This window comes from Leucobacter coleopterorum (assembly GCF_011382985.1).
GTDB lineage: Bacteria > Actinomycetota > Actinomycetes > Actinomycetales > Microbacteriaceae > Leucobacter > Leucobacter coleopterorum.
Genome location: NZ_CP049933.1, coordinates 3,042,351 through 3,056,540, shown reverse-complemented (window position 1 = coordinate 3,056,540; position 14,190 = coordinate 3,042,351). Strand labels below are relative to the sequence as shown.

Annotated in this window: 15 protein-coding genes and 1 pseudogene; 9 read left to right on the top strand and 7 right to left on the bottom strand. The window is 61.2% G+C overall.

Annotated features, from left to right (window positions below; translation table 11 throughout):
• Positions 1-7: 7 nt before the first annotated feature.
• The 6 genes from G7066_RS14380 (at position 8) to G7066_RS14355 (ending at position 3,903) form a co-directional block, all read left to right on the top strand.
• Positions 8-1,348 (top strand): hypothetical protein, encoded by a 1,341-nt coding sequence (locus tag G7066_RS14380; protein ID WP_166331704.1) that lies wholly within the window; start codon positions 8-10, stop codon positions 1,346-1,348.
• A 112-nt stretch (positions 1,349-1,460) separates the two neighbouring features.
• Positions 1,461-1,787 (top strand): YtxH domain-containing protein, encoded by a 327-nt coding sequence (locus tag G7066_RS16625; RefSeq protein WP_244303055.1) that lies wholly within the window; start codon positions 1,461-1,463, stop codon positions 1,785-1,787.
• Positions 1,784-2,242 carry a phage holin family protein gene (locus G7066_RS14370; protein WP_166331703.1) on the top strand — a complete coding sequence of 153 codons (459 nt, stop codon included), beginning with the start codon at positions 1,784-1,786 and terminating at the stop codon, positions 2,240-2,242. Before G7066_RS16625 ends, G7066_RS14370 begins: the two co-directional genes overlap by 4 nt.
• On the top strand, positions 2,239-2,502 hold the full coding sequence (locus G7066_RS14365) for a DUF3618 domain-containing protein (RefSeq protein WP_166331702.1): 264 nt from the start codon (positions 2,239-2,241) through the stop codon (positions 2,500-2,502). Before G7066_RS14370 ends, G7066_RS14365 begins: the two co-directional genes overlap by 4 nt.
• Before the next feature lie 195 nt (positions 2,503-2,697).
• Complete coding sequence (locus G7066_RS14360) at positions 2,698-3,471, top strand: uroporphyrinogen-III synthase (RefSeq protein WP_166331701.1); 774 nt, start codon at positions 2,698-2,700, stop codon at positions 3,469-3,471.
• A gap of 3 nt (positions 3,472-3,474) precedes the next feature.
• The gene (locus G7066_RS14355) at positions 3,475-3,903 is read left to right on the top strand and encodes a hypothetical protein (protein WP_166331700.1); all 429 of its coding nucleotides are present in this window, start codon (positions 3,475-3,477) and stop codon (positions 3,901-3,903) included.
• 20 nt (positions 3,904-3,923) lie between these two features.
• On the opposite strand, the gene G7066_RS14350 is transcribed toward G7066_RS14355, so the two are convergent.
• From G7066_RS14350 to G7066_RS18045, 4 genes and pseudogenes are all read right to left on the bottom strand, one after another.
• On the bottom strand, positions 3,924-4,499 hold the full coding sequence (locus G7066_RS14350; protein ID WP_166331699.1) for a nitroreductase family protein: 576 nt from the start codon (positions 4,497-4,499) through the stop codon (positions 3,924-3,926).
• An 85-nt stretch (positions 4,500-4,584) separates the two neighbouring features.
• Complete coding sequence (locus G7066_RS16620) at positions 4,585-5,427, bottom strand: AEC family transporter (RefSeq protein ID WP_244303053.1); 843 nt, start codon at positions 5,425-5,427, stop codon at positions 4,585-4,587.
• Positions 5,428-5,536: 109 nt separating this feature from the next.
• Positions 5,537-5,962 carry a TetR/AcrR family transcriptional regulator C-terminal domain-containing protein gene (locus G7066_RS16615; RefSeq protein ID WP_166331698.1) on the bottom strand — a complete coding sequence of 142 codons (426 nt, stop codon included), beginning with the start codon at positions 5,960-5,962 and terminating at the stop codon, positions 5,537-5,539.
• Between the two features lie 68 nt (positions 5,963-6,030).
• Positions 6,031-6,231: pseudogene (locus G7066_RS18045) on the bottom strand (TetR family transcriptional regulator); the annotation flags it as partial.
• Between the two features lie 92 nt (positions 6,232-6,323).
• Here G7066_RS18045 and G7066_RS14330 point away from each other — a divergent pair.
• Both G7066_RS14330 and G7066_RS14325 read left to right on the top strand, forming a co-directional pair.
• Positions 6,324-7,955, top strand: coding sequence for an amidohydrolase (locus tag G7066_RS14330; RefSeq protein ID WP_166331697.1), 1,632 nt, complete (start codon positions 6,324-6,326; stop codon positions 7,953-7,955).
• A 51-nt stretch (positions 7,956-8,006) separates the two neighbouring features.
• On the top strand, positions 8,007-9,383 hold the full coding sequence (locus G7066_RS14325) for a Na+/H+ antiporter NhaC family protein (RefSeq protein ID WP_166331696.1): 1,377 nt from the start codon (positions 8,007-8,009) through the stop codon (positions 9,381-9,383).
• Between the two features lie 26 nt (positions 9,384-9,409).
• Here the strand turns inward: G7066_RS14325 and G7066_RS14320 are convergent, their stop codons facing one another.
• The 3 genes from G7066_RS14320 to G7066_RS14310 all read right to left on the bottom strand — a co-directional run bounded on the left by G7066_RS14320 (position 9,410) and on the right by G7066_RS14310 (position 13,430).
• Complete coding sequence (locus G7066_RS14320; RefSeq protein ID WP_166331695.1) at positions 9,410-10,294, bottom strand: LysR family transcriptional regulator ArgP; 885 nt, start codon at positions 10,292-10,294, stop codon at positions 9,410-9,412.
• A gap of 200 nt (positions 10,295-10,494) precedes the next feature.
• A complete protein-coding gene (locus G7066_RS14315) occupies positions 10,495-12,738 on the bottom strand; it encodes a DUF7507 domain-containing protein (RefSeq protein ID WP_166331694.1) in 2,244 nt (747 codons plus the stop codon).
• A 356-nt stretch (positions 12,739-13,094) separates the two neighbouring features.
• A complete protein-coding gene (locus G7066_RS14310) occupies positions 13,095-13,430 on the bottom strand; it encodes a hypothetical protein (protein ID WP_166331693.1) in 336 nt (111 codons plus the stop codon).
• 137 nt (positions 13,431-13,567) lie between these two features.
• On the opposite strand from G7066_RS14310, the gene lysE reads away from it, so the two are divergent.
• Positions 13,568-14,182, top strand: a complete 615-nt coding sequence (gene lysE / locus G7066_RS14305; protein ID WP_166331692.1) for an L-lysine exporter — start codon at positions 13,568-13,570, stop codon at positions 14,180-14,182.
• Positions 14,183-14,190: the final 8 nt, after the last annotated feature.

Below are 14,190 nucleotides of genomic sequence, written 5' to 3'. Positions count from 1 at the left end.
ACCACTCATGACTGACGCGTACGTCATCGGAACTACCCTTCCCGCGCTCGCCGCCGCACTTGAGTTGGCGGAGGTCGGCCTGGATGTTCGGGTTGCGCTCGACGGGTTCAGCTTGACTGATGAATTGGATCACAGCGGCGAGCTTGATCCTGAGGGGTTCCTCGCGGCGTTTCTCACTCACCTCGCGCAGCCTATTGGCGAGCATGGTGCTGCTGCCCAGGGAGCAGAGCCCGTGCTGCAGGATCCGCGCCCCTTTCTGCTACGAAACGCAAAGGGCGGTTGGTCGCTCCAGCCAACGCCAGCTGTGTGGGGAATTCCCGCGGTCCCCATGTCTGCGCAGGCGATGGAGATTCTCGGTGGGCGTGGTGCCACGCGCGCCACGCTTGATCGGGTGAAGCCCGTTCTTACGATCGGTAAAACGCACGAGCTTGGTGCGCTAGTGCGCAACAGGATGGGCCGCGTGGTTGAAGATCGCCTGGTTAATCCCCTCGTTCGCGAGCGCTACGGAGTGGCACCCGACTCGGTCGATGTAGCTCTGGCCGCACCGGGGCTAAACGAGGCGCTTACGACGGCGGGATCACTCTCGGGGGCAGCGCTCGCCAACAGTGATCGGTATGTTGCACGTGAAACTCGGGTCGCGCCCGCTAGCGGCTGGAAAAACCTGGTGGCCTTACTCGTGGAACGACTCAAGCTATTTGGAGTTGAGTTTGCCGAGCTGCCGGTTGAGTCGGTGCAGGCCGGCGAATCGGAGAACGGTGCCTGGGTGGTCAGCGAGTTCGGAGGTCAGGATCACTCGGTGCGCTCTGTCATCGCGGATACCGCGGCACCTCTTCCGAGTCTCTTTGAGGAAGTATTCCAGTCCCTTGTTCCGGAGGCCGGGCGCATTTGGACCCGTGCTCAAATCGAGGATCCCAAGTTGCCTGACCCCGAGCACCCCGCACTGCAAAATGTGGAGGTTCCTGGGCAGGGCACCTGGTCGGTGCGAATTGAACATGGCTCAGATTCGCGGTGGTTTGCGCAGCTAAGCGGGCCACGGGTTCCAGGTACCGGGGAGGTGCAGGATGGCTACGCTGGTCGTGGCGAGGCAGCCGTCTGCGTGAGCCAGGTACTTGAACGTTTAGGGCTGCGGGCTAGTTCCGAATACGAAGTGGAGTATCGGGTGGCACCGAGCATCTCTACTGCATCGCGAGATGCTAAAGCAGCAAGGCTGGTCGAACAACGGGAGAGTAATCTCTCTCTGCTTCCAGTCGGTGCAGGCCTTCACGGTGGTGAGATCGCAGCCGCGGTTGCCGATGCGCGTCAAGCAGCGGTCATGCTGCGACGCAGATTGACGGGCATCTCGGAGTAAAGACCGCCAATTTACGCCATTCTGAGAGCTATATAACTCTAGGGGTATGTAAGCGAGGCTGAGCGGAGTAGGCTTAGCGAGGATCAAGAGAACGCCATTGGCTGGAGGCAAGATGAAGGGCAAGATCGCATTCGTGCTTGGTGCGGCGGTTGGCTACGTGCTTGGCACGAGAGCTGGTCGAGAACGCTACGAGCAGATTAAGAGCGGGGCCCAGAAGGTGTGGAACACCGAGCCCGTGCAGCGCGGTGTTGAGGTCGTGCGTGGTGCGGCTCAGGGTCGTGCTGACGATCTGAAGGAGTCCGTCCTGCGAGCAGGCAAAGAAGCCTTTACGGCCTTTACTCGCTCGCCAGAGGCGAAGAAGTCAGAAAGTGAACCGGGAAGCGTCACACTCGCGGGTCAGGGGCCCGACGAGAGCGACGAATCGGGTAAAGTCTCATGAGTAAAAAACGGGATCAGGCGGGTACGTTTGAACTGCTCACCCGGTTGCCTCAGCAGATCGTCACCCTCGCGAAGATCGAGTACGACAACGCTAAGCGCGAGATCGTTTCGAAGGCAAAAAAGGCGGGGATCGGTGCGGGAGCGATCCTCATCGCGCTCTTCTTTGTGTTCTTCATGCTTGAGGCGCTCGTCATTGCCGCAATCGCCGCGCTCGCGCTCGTCTGGCCATGGTGGTTGGCTGCGTTGGTGGTCGCGGCAGCTCTGTTGCTGCTTGCAGCGGGCGCAATCTTCGCCGGAATCAAATTGATCAAGCGTGGCAACCCCGTTCCCGAAGAAACTCTTGAGCGCGTCGGCGCAGACATTGCTGCGATGAGTGAGGTCCGCGTGAACGCGGAGACGCCACGATCGAGTGGTACTCAGATGCCGCAGGCCGGAGAAGAAGGGAACTGGCGATGAGCACCCCCAACGAAAAGCAGCAGGGGATCGCGGATGCCGCCAAGGCGCGCGCGGAACTCTATGGCACGCTATCGCAGCTCAAGGACCGCCTGAACTACGCGCAGCGCATTGACAACGCAGTGGACGATGCTCGGCACAAGATCGCCGAGCAGAAGCGTCAGAACCCCGTTGCCTTTGCCCTGGGAGTTGTGGGTGCCGCTGCGGTTGCTGGGTCCATCGTTTGGGGCATCGCTTCCGCCGCTGCGAAGCGACTGCGTTGATCTGTCTGGAACGGTCCAACGTCCCGTTTTGCACATCACATTTCGGTTTCGTTCTGAAGCTGCAGGCCTCTCGTTTTGCGTACGGGGGCCAGCAGGGTAAGAATAGTGGAACCGGGTTTACCGTCAGGAGCCAGACAGTGCAACACGTGAGTGTTGAGAGGGCTGGCCTTTTGTGTTGTCGAGTGAGTGGGGTATATGTCGGCTGAGTCGAAACCGCTCAGTGGCCTGCGCGTGCTCATCCCCAGGGGTGGTACCTGGGGTGACTTGGTTGCACAGGCTCTACGCGAGCAGGGAGCGCACACTGTGATCGCGCCCCTTGTTGACTTTGCTCACACGAGTGAAGAAGACAAACTTGTTGAGGCGCTCAAAAATCTTGAGGCAGGACGCTTCGACTGGATGACGGCAACAAGCTCAACCGTTGCCGACGTGCTTACCCATCACAACGCTGTGATCAATGAACGAACACAGGTTGCTCTCGTGGGTGAGGCGACCGCGGTTGCCTTCCGTAACGCCGGCTACCCGGTGACTCGCACCCCGAGCCAGGAGAACAGCACACACGCGCTGCTCGAAGAGTGGACCGAGATAGACGCCCCCGAGGTGTTGAAAGTGCTCACGCTGCGCTCAGACGTCGCAGTCCCCGTGCTCACGGAGGGACTGATCGGTCGCGGCCACAACGTGACCCAGGTGCTTGCATTCCGCACGGTCGGTGTACCCGCCTCGGTGCACATCCGCGAAGACATTGAGTCAGGACGCATCAACGCGATCCTGGTGGCCTCGACGAAGATTGCCGAAGAGGTCGCGTCGCAGTTCTCAAACCTGCCCGACTCGACGCTGGTTGCCTGCGTCGGAGCTAATGCGAGAAACGCTGCGGCCGATGTTGGGCTGCGCGATGACAATGGTTCGCCGCTCACGCAGGCGCTCATTCACACCGTCGAATCGGTCATCGACCAGAGCGACATGCTGGACTAGACCATGGCCAGAGTCGAGATTCATGGTGAACGGATCATTATCCGACTTACACCCGCGGAAAAGGTTGCTGCAATGCATCGCCGCGATATTACGCTGAGTCGGGACGCTATTACCTCTGCCATCATTACTGACGATCCCTGGGTGTGGATCCGAGGTGTGCGCTCTCCCGGCACCCACGTGCCGGGTAAACTCGCTCTGGGCACCTGGCGCAGCCTGGGTGGTAAAGACTTTGTGCTTGCGCGTGCTGGCCGCGATGCGGTTGTGCTCGACTTTGAGTCGCAAGAACAAGCGGCTGAGGATCGCGGCTGGATAGGCGAATTCGAGCTTTACTCACGCGTGATTATTTCGACCGTGCACGCGGCAGAGCTTGTGAAGGCTCTGCGCCTCGACGGCCCTCAGGAGACGGTTGTTACGGTAGACACCGCCCCCTGAGTCGTCGCGATCGAATCGAATTAGTCGCGCACGAGCACGAGGTCTTCGAGTGGCAGGCGCACTCGCGGTGCGGTCTCGCGCTCGCGAAGGGCCTCGGGCAACTGATCAAGCGAACCGATTGCACCGATGGCGGTCACCGAGACCGGCAGGAAACGCTCCTCAAGATCGAACGCGGTGCGGATCGCGTCGCGATCGAAGCCGCCCATCTGGTGCAGGTGGAGACCCTCGCTCTGCGCCTGAATGCTGAGGTGTGCGACCGCCTGGCCGAGATCATACTCCGCCCAGGGCTGTTTGTTGCCGTCTGCGTCAGTGGTCTCGGCGATGTTGACAACGAGGGCGGCCGCGTTGCCGGCCCAGGTCTGGTTGAAGCCGAGCAGCGCTGCCTCAATCTTTGCGAAGCTCTCGCTGCCGCGGCGCGTAATGATGAAGCGCCAGGGCTGTGTGTTTTTTGCGCTTGGTGCCCAGCGTGCGGCCTCGAAAATCCCGCGAAGTGCGCCCTCGGGCAATGAGTGTTCAATATCAAAAGCGCGGGGGCTCCAGCGCTCTGCGAGCGTGTCGAGCAGAGGGGCGCTGGTCTGTGCAATGCGCGGATTCACGGGTGGTCTCCTACTTTTTGTGTGGTGCGGGACGTGCTTTCCGCAGGAGTGAAACAGGGTGAACGAAACAAATATTCCCGCGCATCTAACCGCCGAGCAACCAGGCAACACTGGCAATAACTGGAATCGAGGTGAACGTCGTGAGAAACACCGTGTCGCGCACCATCGTCTCCGCGCGGCGGTACGTTGCGGCGTAGTTGTAGACGTTCTGGGCTGTTGGCAGGGCGGCGATGGTGGTTGCTACGAAGACCTCGTGCGGGCTGAGCCCAAACGCAGTGCCGATCGTCCAAGCCAAGACAGGCATCAGCAGCACCTTGATCCCAGACGCCGCGAATACCGCCCCGCGGCCGGAGCCAGGCTGCAGAGCGCGCTGCCCGCGAAGTGAGATTCCGAAGCTCATCAGTACCATTGGGATCGCGGCTTGGCCCAGCATATCGATCGGGCCCATGGCGATACTCGGGATCGGCAGTTGCAGGAGCGCGACCAAAAATCCCAGCACTGAAGCCACGATGATGGGGTTGCGTGCAGCTCGCCCGAACGCAACAAGAGCCCCGCGCGCGACACCGCCTCGATCTGCACGGTGAGGCCGTGCATCACCGCGGGTGGTTTCGAGAATGGCGAGGATCGCGGGCGCAAACACAACAAGCTGCACGAGCAGCAGGGGAGCGACGTACGCGGCGTCACCGAGAATATAGACGGCTACAGGTAGGCCCAGATTGTTTGAATTCACGTAACCCGAGGTTGTTGCGCCAAGGGTTGTGCTTGCGAGATCGCGTTTAAACCAGAGCCGCGAGGCAACAATATACACCGCGGCGGCGAGTAGCGCCGCAGTGCTGGTCACGAGGATCACTGGCGACAGCAGCACACTCGGGTCGCTCGTGTGAAGTACAGAGAACAGAAGCGCGGGGGTGGCGACGTAAAACGCCATGTTGTTCAGTACGCGGCGCTGATCCCCTCGACGATACCAAAGCGCGCGGCAAGGTACCCGGCTCCGATGATGCCGAGGATCAGGGTGAAGCCCTGCAGCACGCCCCACATTAGTGTTCGCCCAGGGTCGCGGGGGTGCTGGCGGCACGAAGCCCGGAGACAAGGGCGTGCAGCCCAAACTCAAACGAGGATTCTGTAACGGTCTCACTCTGCGCCGCGGCATGATCGCGAGCGGCGGCTTCGGCAGAGGCGAGGGCTTCTGCCTCCGCCGGCTCTCGTGAAGGGCGCAGATTGTCTTGTGGGGCGAGTGCGTCGAGCGCCGATCCGATGATGAACGACTCGATGGCGATGATGGCGGGCACGATGCGGTGCTCGGGGTAGTTGTCGCGTCGGAAGGCTTCTGCGATCCGGTTGTAATCTGCGATGGATTCGGGTTCGCCGTCAACGGGAAGTGTCGCGAGTGCTGCGATGATCCCGGGTGTTGACCGAGGGTTTCGCGGTACGCGCGCGCCCAGGGAATCACAGCCGCGTGCCAACTCAGGGTGTCAAAACCGTGTTCACCCACCCGCAGGGTCAGCTGCCCGCGCATGCCAGCAATGAGGTCCTCGCGGCTCGAAAAGTAGTGGTGCAGGGCCGATGCTCGCACGCCGAGTGAACGGGCGAGAGCGGCAAGGGTGAAATCGGATCCTCGCTCGTCGGAGAGCACAAACGCGGCCTCAAGAATTCGCTCTCGTGACAGGATGGCGGATCTTGGGCGGCCTGCAGGGCGTCCGCTGGGCTTTGGTGTCTCGATTTCTGAGGACATGGGCCTTCCTGGGCGTTTTGCAATAATAATTGAATGAGCGTAAATTAACAGCTGGTCCGTGGGAATCGTCACGGGAGAGGGGAAGCGCGCCTGTGACGTCAGCCGACATCATTTTAGAGGGGGCTCGGGTTCGGAGTCTCGTTTCGGGTGACAACTGTGTCGATGCGCGCTCTGTGGCGATCTCTGCGGGTCGAGTGCTTGGTGTGGGCGATCGCGCGGAAGTGGCACAGGCCTTTGCGGCTTCACACACTCGCTTCGAAGACCTCAGCGGCACGACTCTCACCCCCGGACTTATCGATGCGCACCTCCACCCGATTCAGGGTGTCGAACTCACGCAGGGTGTGGATCTTGGCGGCGTGGTGGATCTGCGCGAGGTCTTGAACCTGCTTCGCCAGGAAGCGGGCCGAGTTCGCCGTGAGACAACCGACGGTTGGGTACGCGCTTGGAACCTGGACTACGCCGCCTTTGAGGGTGAACGCCTTCGCGCCGAGCTTATTGACGACGCGGTCGACGGCCTGCCAGCTCTGCTGTTCTTTTTCGACTTTCACACTGCGCTCGCGAGCTCTGAGGGACTGCGCAGGGGCGGGGTCACCGGCACCCGCAGCTTCGACGACACCTCCGAGGTTGTGGTCGACGACCTGGGGCGTCCGACCGGGGAACTGCGCGAAGACAGCGCATACCAGCCGCTGCTCGCGACGATGCCAGAACTCAGCCGCAGCGAGACCCTCGACTCAGCGCGCCGCACGCTCGCGCGCATGCGGCGATCCGGACTCACCGGCGGCATGATTATGGACGGCAACTCGGGCACGCTTGACCTGCTCGAAGAACTCGACAGCTCGGGATCGGGCCTGCCGGTTCGCATTGTCAGCGCAATGGACGTGAAGCCCTCGTACACCGCGGCGGAGCGGGCCACGATTCGTGCGCAGCGCGATCGCGCGGGCGAGCGCTGGCGGGGTGGAGTAATTAAGCTCTACGCCGACGGTGTGATCGACACGGGAGCCGGCTGGCTGTACGAACCCGATGTTGACGGCGATGGCATAACCGGTTTCTGGGGTGAGCAGGCGGCGTTCGTTGAGGCCGTGCGCGAGTTCACCCACGCGGGGTTTCAGATCGCGACGCACGCGATCGGCGACCGTGCCGTCGGCGAGACGATCACGGCATACGAGGCCGCGGGTTGCAAGGCCGTCGGCCGCCCGACTCACCGCATCGAACACCTCGAGTGCCTCGACCCGAGCGACATCGTGAGACTATTTGCGAACGGCATCACCGCTTCGATGCAGCTGCCGCACATGCAGTGGCGCATCGAAGACGGCAGTGACGAGTGGGCAAGGCGCTTGGGGCCCGAGCGCGCGGCACGCGGTTGGAACGCCGGTTCGGTGCTGCGGGCCGGGGCGTCGCTCGCCCTCGGCTCTGACTGGCCGATTGCCGACCTCGACGCGCGCCTCGGGCTTGCGTGGTCGGTGCTGCGGCGAGACCCCCGCGATCCAAACGGCTTTGTCTACGAGCCCCACGAACGGCTCACGGCAGCAGAGGCGCTACACGGATATACCCGCGGCGCGGCGCACGCGCAGGGTGACCTTGACCAGGGAGTGATCTGCGAAGGATCCCGCGCCGACCTGGCGGTCTGGGCCGCCGACCCAACAACCGCTTCGGGCGACGAACTGCTCGACCTGCCTGTGCTCGCAACCTACCTCGATGGGATCCGCGAGGATCACACGCCTTAACCCCAACCCTCACAACCGGCGCAGCGTCGATGCCGCGCCTGAAGGACACTGATGATAGAAAATACCGCTCTGGCGCTGCTGCCGGTGCTCACCGTTCTGATCGTTTCGGTTTTCACGAAGCGTGCGCTGCTTGGCCTCTTCGCGGGCAGCATTGTCGGTGCGATCCTGCTGGGTGGCTGGGGGTTCTTCGACACCCTCGTCTCAACGTTTGGTGCGTCGCTGTCGAACGAGACCGTGCACTGGCTGGCGCTTGTGGTCGTGCTTTTCGGGATCCTCATCGCGTACTTCAATGTGTCGGGCGCGGTGAGTGACTTCGCGAAGTGGACTGAGCGCTTCGTCAACTCGCGGCGCAAGTCGCTGGTGCTGACCTGGCTGCTTACGGTCGCGTTGTTCATCGACGACTACCTCAATGCGCTCACCGTCGGCACCTCCATGAAGCGCGTCACCGATCGCTACGGTGTGCCTCGCACCCTGCTCGGCTCGATCGTGAAGCTAACCTCGGCACCGATCGCGGTCATCATCCCGTTCTCGACCTGGGCGGTGTTTTTTGCCGCACTGCTTGAGCAAGACGGCGTGACAGTTAACGGCTCGGGCTTCGGTGCCTACGTGCAGGGTCTGCCGTTTGTGTTCTTCGGCTGGTTTGCGCTGATCATTGGTCTGCTGCTCGCGCTCGGTGTGCTGCCGCTGGTTGGGCCGCTGCGCCGCGAACAGCTGCGGGTGGATCGCACGAACGATACGCTGCCCGAGGGGCTCACCGCTGAGGAACGGGCCTTTGAACTCGCTGATTCCGACACCGAGGGTCGGCGGCCGCTGCCCTACAACTTTTTGATCCCGATCATCACGCTCGTAGCTGTCACGATCCTGACCGAGGTCGATATTGTGAAGGGCTCCGCTGCGGCGGTTGTTGTGGCCATCATTCTGTACGTTGCGCAGAAGCGCATGCGCATCCGTGATGTGTTCGAGCAGGCCTTTGAGGGTGTCATGAGCATGGGCTACGTGATTATCCTGTTTGTGCTGGCCTTTATGGTGCAGCAGATCAACACCGACCTGAAGCTTGCCGAGTGGGTTATTGGCACCACCGAGCCGGTCATGCACGGTGCACTGCTGCCCGCGATTGTTTTCTTGGTGTGCGGTGTCTACGCTTACGCGACCGGTGCGTTCTGGGATCTCGCCGCGGTCATCACGCCCGTCGTGCTGCCACTCGCAATCGCGGTCGGGGTAGATCCGGTGCTCGCCGGCACCGCGGTGTTCTCAGGAGCCGCACTCGGCTCGACAACCTGCCTCTACGGTGACGGCATCATTCTGGCGTCGAAGTCGGTCGGCGTGAAGCCGCTCAACCTCATGCTGTCGATCCTGCCCTACGCGGCCACCGCCGGTGTGCTGTCGTTTATCGCGTACCTGATCGCCGGGTTCGCGATGGTGGGGTAGACGCTCGCCGCCTCGCGGTTTTGGGCTCAGCCGAGTGCCTTTGCTGCCTCTTCCGCGATGATTACGGAGAGCCTGTCGAGCACGGGGGAGCGCAGGTTCCAGCGCTGCCAGTAGAGCGGTAGGTCGATGGAATTACCTGATCCGAGCGCAACGAGGCTGCCAGCTTCGAGGCACGGGACTCCTTGCAAGCGGGGCACCATGCCCCAGCCCATGCCGAGTTCGATCGCGCGCACAAACTCCGCCGACGACGGGATGAAGTGGCGCGGCGGGTCGATCCGCGCCCGGGTGACGCGGCGAATGAAGCGTGCCTGAAAGTCGTCGTGGCGGTCGAACTCGACAACCGGAGCGGCAGCGAGCGTCTCGGCCGACAGGCCCTTGGCAAAGTAGCGCATCACAAACTCGGGGCTCGCGACGGCCTGGTAACGATCCACTCCGATACGCGTTGAGCTGCAGCCCGGCACCGCCTCGGCGGTCGCGGTGAGCGCGGCCATCGACTCGCCACTGCGCAGCCGCTCGGTCGATACCGATTCGTCGGCGCGCAGCACCTCGAAGCGAGCGCCGGTTTCGTGGCTGGCTCGGGCGAGGGCGGGTACAAACCAGGTCGCGAGGGAGTCGGCATTCACCACGATCGGGATCAGTGCGCCACCAGACGGGCCCTGCTCAAGCTCGGTGGCGAGATCCCCAACCACTCGCTGTACCTGTCGTGCCGCGCGCAGCACACTCGCGCCGGCGGTGGTGGTTGCCACCGGGCGACTGCGGCGCAGCAGCACGGACCCGGCGCGCTCCTCCATCGCACGCACGCGCTGGCTAACGGCAGAGGGCGTGATGTGGAGGCGGCGCGCGGCACCCTCAAAGCTGCCCTCTTCGATGATCGCGGCGAAGGTCTGCAGGTGTTCGACGGGAAGGTCCATGGTTCTAAGTTAAAGGCTACGTTGATAGTTGGGTAGCTGTGGCGTAGATTTGCGTTCTTGGTGGCGGATGCTCCCGTCCGGTGACCACGCAACCCGCCACTTTTGGTTGGTGAAGCCTATTTTTCTACGCTGTTTGTGCGCCAAAATGCTTCTGTCGCTGCTTCCCTACAGGTTTTTAGAGGAGTATCTAGCTCGGCTGCTCATCGTGGCTCTCGTCGGTTCCGCCGCGCAATCACAAACGCGCCGATCCCTCCCACTACAAGCGCACCAGCCCCTATCAGCAGCAGAGGCGACACCCCATTGTTACCGGTCACCACGAGCGGGTTTCGCGCTATCGGCTCTGCCGCCACCCGGGCGGAATCATCATTTGAGTCAACACCGGGCGCCGTCGGTGTTCCGGGGGTGCCGCTGGCGCGAGCAACATTCGTGAGTTCGGATGCCTCTTGGTCATCACCCGTCGTCACGTAGGTTGCGGTGCAGGTAAAGGAAGCTGCTGGCGCAAGGCTCTGGGTCTCCTCCGCTGGGCACGTCAGCTCAGAGAGCTCTCCCGTGCCAGAGAATTCAAGTTCGCGCACGTCAACATTGCGCATCGTCACGTTTCCCGCGTTGGTGACCGTGAACGTGTAGGTGAGAGTGTCGCCCGTTACGTAGGTTTTTTGATCAACGGATTTTTCGAGCTCGAGCTTCGGTTGCTGGTCTCCTATCACTCGGGCCGAGTCTTCATTCGAGCGAACCGGATCACCAGCTTCACCGGTGCCATTTGCGACCGCGGTGTTGTCGATGCTGCCTCGATCCAAGTCCTCCTGCGAAGCCGTGTAACTGGCCGTGCAGGTGAACGACTGGCCTGGCTCCAAGGAGGCAGGATCAGGACACACCACTTCGGAAAGGTCAGCGCTTCCTGTGAACGACAGCTCTTCGATGGCAATGTCTGAGACCGGCACGGTTCCGGTGTTTGTGAGCAGGAAGGAGTACTCAATAGGGTCTCCGGCGGCGTACGTGTCTCGATCCGCGCTCTTCACGAGCGAAAGCTGAGGGGGATCATTGACCACCTGAATCGTCTCTTGCAGATCAACACCCACATATGCCCAGTTGTCTATCGCCCTGTTGTTTCCCCAGCTGCCTCCATTGACAGTATCTGTCGGGGCACTATTGAGCGAACCAACGTCAGGACAGGCCCCAAAATCCCAGCCATGAACCCCAGTGGATGCGTCTGTACCGTTCTCTCCCCCAAAGTTAGCCGGTGTCGTGGAACACTTGATGTTCGCCTGCGCATCGAAGGCAACGTCTTGCAACGGACGATCATCCCAGAAGAGTTGAGACCTTCCCTCAGTCGGGCCATTCAAGCGAGTAACGCTGAGACCACCCTGCAACAATTCGATATCGTCGAGCGTAAAGTGGACTTCTCCCACGCTATTAATTGTCAGGCGAACCCCAAACCCAATGCTCCCGCCAATCGGGTTGCCATCGCCGTCGAGCCCATCGAATGCAATCGACGTGGAGTCTCCGCTGCGAATTGCCAGGTTCTCCTGGCGATCATTCGGACCAGCAAAATCTCCGTCATTGTCAGTGTCAAATTGCAGGCGACCTGTTCCCTCGATGTTCTGGGTAACGATGTCCACGGTACCCGCCATGGCACCTGGGCTATCGGGGGTGAACGCTAGGGATGTAATGGCTGGCTCCCCGATTGGCAATTGCAGCCAAGTTGAGGATCCATCTGTCAGCGTCACGCTTTCGGGCAGGTCTGGGGCAGGTCGTTCAAAGAAGACCTTGTATGGCGTGAATTCGCACGATGACCCAACCACGTTTCGAATGTTTGGAAAACTATTGGCCGTAAATGCAGAACTTTGGTGAGCGGATGCGCATGTGTTCGTATCGACCACCCCAAAGGCATCGGCGTTGTACGCGGAGTTGATGCCGTGCAATCCCGACATGCTGAGCGCGTAGGCGTAACCGTACTCCGTTTGCACCCACAGGTTCAGAAGCGGCACAAACCCAGTGTTCTCATTTCGCATGAAAAAGTTGTTTGACCACGTGCGTCCGGATATTTCACCGCTCACGCCCGATGCGGCTATTGTCCAGCGCATAGGTGCGTTGACGTAGCTTGAATTGGGATCCGAACTGCGCAAACGCACCTCATACACCCCGGTCACGGCTGCCACTTCACTGAAGCTGCACACCTGGCCGAACGGTGCACCCACGATGATGTTGACACACTCCTCAAATGACCCGTCAGGCCGCACGACCGTCACGATTGGGTTTCCGGAGCCAGAGAAGATTTGTCCCGCCTCAGTGAACGTCGAAGAAAACGTCTCTCCACTCTGCACCCACGTATAAAAGGTCTGGTTGGCGTTAACGGTCGCATTGGTCGCATTGGTCGCCGCCCACGTCGGTTGCGGAACGAAGAGAGAAAGGGAAACAAGCAGCAGGAAAGCTAGAGTGCTCACGCCGCGTTTCGGCCAAGATGTTCCCCTAATGCTAAATGCCGCATGATCAGCAATCATCGCCCTCGTCCTCACTATCCCGATTACGTCGGAATATCCCCGCACATCTAAGTTATTCACGGAAACGATTCAGCGTCAATGGGGTACCGTCTCAGTCATTTTGTCCGCGGTCGCCCGTCCAGAACGTCTCTGGCGGCCGGATGACGGTAACCTCCTTCATGTCGATGGGTGGATGCCTTTTGCCTTCCTCAATAGGGTTGCCGGCAACAGAATCCTCGGCCTCTGCGGCTTGGCGATCCACCTGCCGCCCAGTCTCGTTCTTCGGCGCAGCGGGTTTCTCCTCGGTCCCGGTGCCCGAGTCACCCTGCTGCGTTGTGACGCTGCGTGCGCGGTGTCTGCGGGCTCGAGTATCTGAGCGGCAGCCAGAGAGCCGGATACGGCTCCGCGGAAGAGGTACCCTTGACCTGGGTCTGCCACAACACCTCTTGCCAGCGCCCATGGGAAAGTGCCGTGGAACGCGGCCAGCGTTGCCGGGTGAGATCGAAGCTAAACGTTTCTGTTTTGCCGCCTGACACAATCTTGGCGGTGTGCTCACCGTTTCGAGATGCATAAATGATGCCCAGTTCGTCGCCCAGGTGTAGGCCACCAAGTCTCTCACTCTCATGCAGGACTGAGATGTCGCAATATTGCCCCACATCATCGACTCGACCGTCGAGAGAAGTGTTCCAAGAAAGAGCCCAATTGTTAAAATTAAGCACTGCTTATTGAGGTGAAGGATAATTAGCCCCACTAAAGTAGCAATTCGGGGCTTGCAGGCCCTAACGTCGGAGGAATGATCCTTCCTCTTCTCATCGGCGTTGGCAGCGGCCTCTCACTCATCGTGGCTATCGGTGCGCAGAACGCGTTTGTGCTGCGGCAGGGGATCAGGCGCGAGCACGTGCTGCCGGTTGTGCTGATCTGCGGGCTCACTGATGCGGTACTCGAATTGCTTGGTGTGGCCGGGATCGGCTTTGTGGTGCAGCGGGCACCCGTGGTGCTCGAGATTGTGCGCTGGGGCGGTGTCGCCTTTCTGCTGTGGTACGCGTGGTCGGCAGCGCGGCGGGCGATGAAGCCCGAGGTGCTGGTTGCTGGCGAGGGATCGGATGGCTCACTGAAGCGCACGATCCTCGCCTGCCTCGCGATCACCTACCTGAACCCGCACGTGTACCTCGACACGATGGTGCTGATGGGTTCGATCGGTAACGCACAGGGCGACCCGGCGCGCTGGTGGTTCGTGGCAGGCGGTGCGCTGGCGAGCGTCGTGTGGTTCTTTGTGCTCGGCTATGGAGCGCGGATGCTCACGAAGTTCTTTGCGACTCCGCGCTCCTGGCAGATTCTCGATGGTGTTGTCGCCGCAGTGATGCTGGTGATTGCGGCGCGGTTGGTGTTTGGTGGTGTTGGGGTTTAGAAGCGGCA

Coding starts and splice junctions, on each gene's coding strand:
- G7066_RS14320 (WP_166331695.1), bottom strand. CDS start 10,294: ATGGACCTTCCCGTCGAACACCTGCAGACCTTCGCCGCGATCATCGAA.
- G7066_RS14360 (WP_166331701.1), top strand. CDS start 2,698: ATGTCGGCTGAGTCGAAACCGCTCAGTGGCCTGCGCGTGCTCATCCCC.
- G7066_RS14370 (WP_166331703.1), top strand. CDS start 1,784: ATGAGTAAAAAACGGGATCAGGCGGGTACGTTTGAACTGCTCACCCGG.
- G7066_RS14365 (WP_166331702.1), top strand. CDS start 2,239: ATGAGCACCCCCAACGAAAAGCAGCAGGGGATCGCGGATGCCGCCAAG.
- G7066_RS14380 (WP_166331704.1), top strand. CDS start 8: ATGACTGACGCGTACGTCATCGGAACTACCCTTCCCGCGCTCGCCGCC.
- lysE (WP_166331692.1), top strand. CDS start 13,568: ATGATCCTTCCTCTTCTCATCGGCGTTGGCAGCGGCCTCTCACTCATC.
- G7066_RS16625 (WP_244303055.1), top strand. CDS start 1,461: ATGAAGGGCAAGATCGCATTCGTGCTTGGTGCGGCGGTTGGCTACGTG.
- G7066_RS14355 (WP_166331700.1), top strand. CDS start 3,475: ATGGCCAGAGTCGAGATTCATGGTGAACGGATCATTATCCGACTTACA.
- G7066_RS16620 (WP_244303053.1), bottom strand. CDS start 5,427: ATGGCGTTTTACGTCGCCACCCCCGCGCTTCTGTTCTCTGTACTTCAC.
- G7066_RS14325 (WP_166331696.1), top strand. CDS start 8,007: ATGATAGAAAATACCGCTCTGGCGCTGCTGCCGGTGCTCACCGTTCTG.